Consider the following 1,268-nt stretch of genomic DNA (forward strand, 5'->3'; position numbering starts at 1 on the left):
GCACGCGGCCGCTGGCCCTGATGGTTTCCGCAGGCCAAGTCCCATACGGGTTCTCGGACAACAAGGTGTCCTGGACATTCGACGGGGTGTCTTGGTTGGCGGGCTGACTGTGCTCCATCATTTCAAGGGTCTTGCTGTCTCGCTTTTTCTATTCTCCTTCGGCTATGCGGTGTGGGGTCGGTAGTATTCGTTCTTGGTTAGGACGGCCCAGATGATCCGAGCCGTCTTGTTGGCCATTGCCACTGTTGCCAGCCGTGGGGGCTTGCGAGTGAGCAGGTCTATGGCCCAGGGATCAACACGGTCGGGATTCACTTTCATTTGCCGCAATCGCGCTGTCATGCCGGTCACCAGAAGACGCCGGATATATCGGTCACCCATCTTCGTGATCCGCCCCAATCGTTCCTTTCCACCGCTGGATCGGTTCAGCGGCGTCAGGCCAAGCCAAGCGGCAAATTGGCGGCCATTCTTGAACTGTTTGGCGTCGCCGACGGTGGCGACAATGGCAGAAGCCGTCACCGGTCCAACGCCTGGGATCGTGCGCAACAACATCACACGCTTGTCCAGTTTCGAATGCAAGCGCATACGCATCTCGTACCAGCGGAAGCGGAGTTGCATGGCGACGAGTTGGTGACTAAGTTGCTTGAGAACATCTATCGCAACCTCAGGCAGGTCCGGTTTGTCTCCATCCAGAATGCCCTTGGCATATTTGACCGCACTACCTGTACCCTGTGCGATGATAATGCCAAACTCGACCAATAAGCTTCGAAGCATGTTGCTGAGTTGGGTTCGCTGGCGAACAATCAGATCGCGGGCGCGGTGCAGGAACAAGACGGCCTGTTGCGCTTCCGACTTCGGCGCAACGAACCGCATTGTTGGGCGCGTCACCGCCTCGCAGATCGCCTCGGCATCAACCGCATCAGATTTTCCGCGTTTCACATACGGCTTCACATAGTTGGCCGGGATCAGCCGAACATCATGGCCGATCTTCGAAAGTTCTCGCGCCCAATAATGGCTGGACCCACATGCCTCCATGCCGACCAGACAGGATGGGAGATTTTCGAAGAACGGCATCAACTGTGCGCGTCGGATTGCGCGATTGAAAACGACCTCGCCATCCTTGGTGATGCCGTGGACCTGAAAAACCTGTTTGGCCAGATCAATGCCGATTGTTGTAACTTGCATTGGGTAGCTCCTTTCCTAGCAGTGATAAACAACTGCAGTATGGCGCATTGCGACGCCGGTTGGAGCAGGAGCTATCCACCCCATCG

General features: G+C 56.5%; 1 protein-coding gene. It reads right to left on the reverse strand.

Annotation, left to right across the window (positions count from 1 at the left end; genetic code table 11):
- Positions 1-162: 162 nt before the first annotated feature.
- Positions 163-1,182 (reverse strand): IS110 family RNA-guided transposase, encoded by a 1,020-nt coding sequence (locus ROA7450_RS20660; RefSeq protein WP_085807849.1) that lies wholly within the window; start codon positions 1,180-1,182, stop codon positions 163-165.
- Positions 1,183-1,268: the final 86 nt, after the last annotated feature.

The organism is Roseovarius albus (genome assembly GCF_900172335.1).
GTDB lineage: Bacteria > Pseudomonadota > Alphaproteobacteria > Rhodobacterales > Rhodobacteraceae > Roseovarius > Roseovarius albus.